The 4824-nt window shown below is 68.0% G+C and carries 3 protein-coding genes; 2 read left to right on the top strand and 1 reads right to left on the bottom strand.

Features of this window, described 5'->3' with window-relative positions; genetic code table 11:
• The first annotated feature begins 256 nt into the window (after positions 1-256).
• Positions 257-655, top strand: coding sequence for an ACT domain-containing protein (locus AB0J39_RS38165; RefSeq protein ID WP_363473883.1), 399 nt, complete (start codon positions 257-259; stop codon positions 653-655).
• Between the two features lie 234 nt (positions 656-889).
• Here the strand turns inward: AB0J39_RS38165 and AB0J39_RS38160 are convergent, their stop codons facing one another.
• The gene (locus AB0J39_RS38160) at positions 890-3055 is read right to left on the bottom strand and encodes a choice-of-anchor P family protein (RefSeq protein ID WP_363473881.1); all 2166 of its coding nucleotides are present in this window, start codon (positions 3053-3055) and stop codon (positions 890-892) included.
• Between the two features lie 1248 nt (positions 3056-4303).
• Between AB0J39_RS38160 and AB0J39_RS38155 the strand changes: the two genes are divergently transcribed.
• Entirely contained in the window at positions 4304-4501 is a 198-nt protein-coding gene (locus AB0J39_RS38155; RefSeq protein ID WP_363473879.1) for a hypothetical protein, read from the top strand.
• The last annotated feature ends 323 nt before the right edge of the window (positions 4502-4824 follow it).

Raw genomic sequence — 4824 nt, 5'->3', positions numbered from 1 at the left:
GCTCACCCTATTTCACCCCCGCTCCCCCCACCGGGGGGCGGGCCGGCCCCCGCCCGCCGCGCCACTTCGCTTCCGGCGTCACCGCCGCGAGGACGCCCGAGACCACGACCGGATGCGGATCGGCGGCGGCGCTGCCGGCGACGACATCCGCCGGCGGTCGCACAGCGCTCGCGGCCCTCGGCTTCACCGTCCGGCGCGACCCCGATCTCCTCCGGGCCTCTCTCGGGTGTCGGTGGACGCTTGTAGGGTGCGGTGCGTGACCGGTGAGAGCGATCTGCGCACGCTGCTGACCACGATGCGCCCGCGGCTCAACCCCGGCCGCTACGTGTTCACCACGGTCGGCGGTGACGTCCCGCCGGGTGTCAGGCCCGTCGTCACGGTCGCCGAGGAGGAGGGCCTCACGCTGGTCCTGCCGCAGCGGGACGCCGACGCGGCAGGCCTGACGTACGACTACGTGGCGGGCTGGATCACGCTGCGCGTCCACTCGGCGCTCGAAGCCGTCGGCCTGACCGCCGCCTTCGCGCAGGCACTCGCGGCTGCGGGCCTGAGCTGCAACGTCGTCGCCGGATTCCACCACGACCACCTCTTCGTGCCGTACGAGCGCGCCGACGAGGCGGTCGAGGTGCTGGAGGACCTCGCCCGCCGGTCCGCCTGACGGCTCACCGGCGGGACCGCCGCCCGCTCCGCAGGCGGTCGCATGGGCGGCGATCTCTGCAATGGCCCGGCGTCTCACTCGTGGACACGCCGCCACACGTCAGCACGCACGGGCGCTATCGGTCGACCTGAGCAAGCGAACCCCGTGCGGGCGAGAACCTGACGCGCGGCCGAGGCCGGGCGGAGCTACGGTGATCCGCCCGGCCTCGGTGTTGATCGGTTCAGGTGGGTTGGGTTACGGACAGTTGCCGATGTCGCTTTCGGCGGAGGCCAGGACGACGTCGGTCTTGGCCAGGCCGAGAGCGTTGACGGTGACGTGGACGGCGTTGACGGTCAGGCCCTTGTCGGGGGTGGTGAATGAGGTCTGCTCGTTGAGGACGAGCTTCACGACGCCGACGTTGACCGTGGTGTTGGGCTGGACATTGGTGGGCTCTGAGATGACCACCGTGTTGCCGACCTTGAGGGAGGCGATCGTGGTGGTTCCGGTGGATCCGCCACAGGTGGTGGTGGAGGTGGACTTGACGGCCCCGACGGTGATCACCGGGATGCCGGTGATCCCGATGCTGGTGTCGTCGATGGAGGCGGTCGCCACGGACTTGCCGGGGAATTCGGTGGTGGCGACCTTGGCGCACAGGGCGTGCGCGCTGATCAGTCCGCTGAGGCTGGCGGTGCAGGGCACCGAGGTGGTGCCGGTCGACGTGGTGGAGATGGGGCCGGTGTCGGGGGTGCGCGCGATGTTGACCAGTTGGATGCCGGCCAGGGCGGCGCTGGCGGTCAGGCCGTAGGCCCGTCCGGTCAGCTTCTGCGGTGTGACGGTGACCTGTTCGTCGCTGCACGGTGAGGTGACGGAGTTGTTGTTGGCGTCGCCGCTGTAGGTGGCGGTCCACCGGTAGGTGCCGGCCGCGCCGATGGTCACGTTGCCGGACGCGGCGGTGCCGCTGCCGGACAGGTCCTCGGTACGGGTGGCGATCGGCGTCGTGCAATCGGTGTCGCCGGGGGCGTACAGCTGGAATTTGACGGTGCCGGTGGGGTGGAACCCGCCGGAGACGGTGGCGGTGTCGGACACGGCGCCACCGGCCGGCACGGATCCCGACGGGGTGGTGGCGATGCCCGGGGTGGCCTTGACGACCTCGACCTCTTCGTCGCCGCACTTGGAGGTGACCGGGTTGTTGGCGTCGTCGCCGCTGTAGGAGGCCACCCACCGGTAGGTGCCCACACCGCCCGCGGCGATGTTCCCGGACGTTGCGGTGCCGCTGCCCGACACCGTCCCGGTACGAGTCTCGATGGGCGTCGTGCAGTCGGTGTCACCGGGTCCGAACAGCTGGAATTCGACGGTGCCCGTCGGGTGGTACCCGCCGGTCAGGGTCGCCGTGTCCGAGACGTTCCCGCCCGCGGGCACCTGGCCCGACGGCGTCGTGGAAATCGACGGAGTCACCTTCGGCACGTGTTCGGTGATCGTCTCGGTGAAGCCCGGTGACAGGACGCCGTTGAGCAGGAAGTCCACCTTGCAGGACAGGGTGCTTCCCGGTGCGGCTCCGGCGCCGACGGTGACGACCTCGGTGAAGGTGGCGTCATCGCCGCTGGTCACCGTCCGGCTGTTCGGGGTCAGGGACACCGACAGGTTCGGATCGCAGTCGCGCAGCTGGTGGGTGACCGTCACCGGCAGGTTGTGCAGGGCCGCCAGGATGGTGTCGCTGACCTCCGAGGCGTTGAGGCCGGAGAACAGCTGTCCATCCGTGGCATCGGTGATCGCGGTGGCCTGCCCGGTCGAGTTCAGCCCGGACAGGTCGAACGCGAGCACGGTGATGTCGGCCGCCTGCAGGGCGCTGATCGCATTGGCCAGCGTATGGCCGTTGCTGGGGTCATGGCTGGGGGCGTCCCCGATCAGCAACACGATCCGAGTGCTGTTCGGCCGGAAGTCGACCGCCCCGGACGCGACCTGGAAAAGGCCGTTGATGCCGTCCTCGGGGAAGTCGCCGCCGCCCGACGCGACCAGCGAGTTGAGACCGTTGGCGACGTCGGTCTGGTTGGCGGTGAGGTTCTGCGCCACCCGGAACGGCGTCCCGTCTCCCATGTCCTTGTACTCGGCGACCGCGAACTGCGCGTCCGGCTGCGCCGAAGCGACGGTGGACAAGATGGTGTTCGCATTGGTCCGCACGTTCGAGATGACCCCGCCCATGCTCCCTGTTGTGTCGATCAGGAACGTGATATCCGGTTTGGGGGGAACAGCCGGCGTGGACACGGTCTTGGTGATCGTCGTCGATCCACCCGGAGCCAGTTCCAGCGTCACGTTCGCGGGTGTGACCCCGGGCGCGGCGAACGCCGTCCCCACCCCGGCCACCAGCATCGCACCGGCCGCCAGCACGCACACGGCGGCCCGTAATCTTCGCGTCGTTCTCACGGTGTCATTCCTTCTGGTGTGGCGTTATGCCACAACGAATTCGGGATTGCTGGCCGTGCAGAATTTCCATGACTGCGCCACGCGAGACGTCCTCTCCTCGCGTATTGGGGCAATCAGATGCCGAATCGCATTTGTTGACGACCTCGGTGACCTTTCGGCGCAGCCGTTGATCAACGAGGGGGTGTGGCCACGGTCATATGGTGACTGGTCATTGAATGGATGTAAATAGGCCACTTACAGCAAGTTCCCGACTGGCCACAATCGGCCACCCCTTGCCGGTAGGAGGCGCCTGCGAGTAGTGAATCTTTTTCAGATACGCCCGATGAAATGCGTGATCGGTGGTTTGCTGCTGAGAAAGAGCAGTCGTTTCCCGTCCTCTGGGCCGTCTGAATTGCGGTTATGGGCATCGCCGCAAGGTTGATTGGCCGGCCCCTGGCCCATGCGGCATCGGTCACATCCGACGGATACGGCGGCTTCCGGTCATGACTCCGGCCCCCATCGAGGCACAACCGCAGCGCCCAAGTCGTGGGTCTGAGAACAGGCACCGCGGTGCCGGCTGCTGAGACCTGGCAGCTTCACAATGAGGGGCGGCGCCATGATGAGCTTCCATCGGTACGGCTGTCATGGTGGCTCCGGCCCGCGATTGATCCGACCCGGGGAGAGCATCGTTGACCGCTGAGCACTACCGCGCTGAGAGCGAGAACGGCGACCACACCGACGACCTCGAGGCAGAAGCCGAGAAGGTTCGATTCCAGGGCGCGCCCCTGGCCTCCTGAGCAGAGCGGACGCCTAGTACTCCAGCCGTGGTTCCTGGTCAGGGCTCGTAAAGAGCTTGCCGCCGGTAATGGCTGACTCGGGCGCGGGCTTGACGGCGTCGCCGCCGGCGAGACCAGCGCAGCGGGGCGTAACAGCGGTAGAAGGCCGGCCCGCTGGTGCGCCGGTTCCGGCGGATCAGTGACCAATGCCGGCCTGGCCGTTCGCAGTCGATTTCGACGACGGCCCAGTCGTAGAGCGGTGCCCTTGGCGTGGCCGTCGCGGGATCAAGCCCTGAACAAGTCGATTCCAAGCTGATTGTTAGTGCTGGCTGCGAGCGTGTCCCATCTTGGCGGTGAACGTCATGTCGTTAAAAAGGGTGAAGATTAACGGCAACAAGAGATCGCCGATTATTGGCGCACTGATAGGAATGGTCGCCGGGGGGTCGGGGATCGCGGTCGCGGGAGCGGTGGCCGACAGCGAGACGATCACGGCGTGTGTGAGCGCGAACGGGACGCTGCGGATTCCGCCGGGCTCCTCTCCCGCGGCCCCGGCCTGGAAGCCGTCGACCAGGTGCAGGTGGGCCGTTGGGGACCCGACTTCGGTGCGCGCTCCTGGTTCTACCGGGCCACCAACTCCCTCGATGTTCCCGTCTATGTCACGGTGTCCGTCACGTGCGCGATCCTGTCCTGAACCACCGGACAGGTCATGGGGGAGCCCTCGGAGCGGGTTTCCGCCAGAGCGGCAGCGCTTCGCGCCGTCGCGCCCCACCGTAACGACCACGTCTGAGGAGTCTCATGCACCTGCACTGCTGTCCCTGGACGGAGCCGGCGATGCGATCGGCTGCTCAAGCCCCGAAACCGCATCGACGTCTCGGTGCGGCTGACCCCTGTTACCGCGCCGGCGAGACGCCTCGTCGTCCGGCCCGGCCCTCCGGCCGGACGACGAGGCGCGCTTCGGGCTCCGCCTGCGGCAGAGGGACGAGGGGGAGGCGCAGAACACCTCCCAGGACGTGA

The organism is Microbispora sp. NPDC049633 (assembly GCF_040675265.1).
Taxonomy (GTDB): domain Bacteria; phylum Actinomycetota; class Actinomycetes; order Streptosporangiales; family Streptosporangiaceae; genus Microbispora; species Microbispora maris.
Note: the sequence above shows the minus strand (reverse complement) of the source record. Positions and strands in the feature narration are given on the sequence as shown.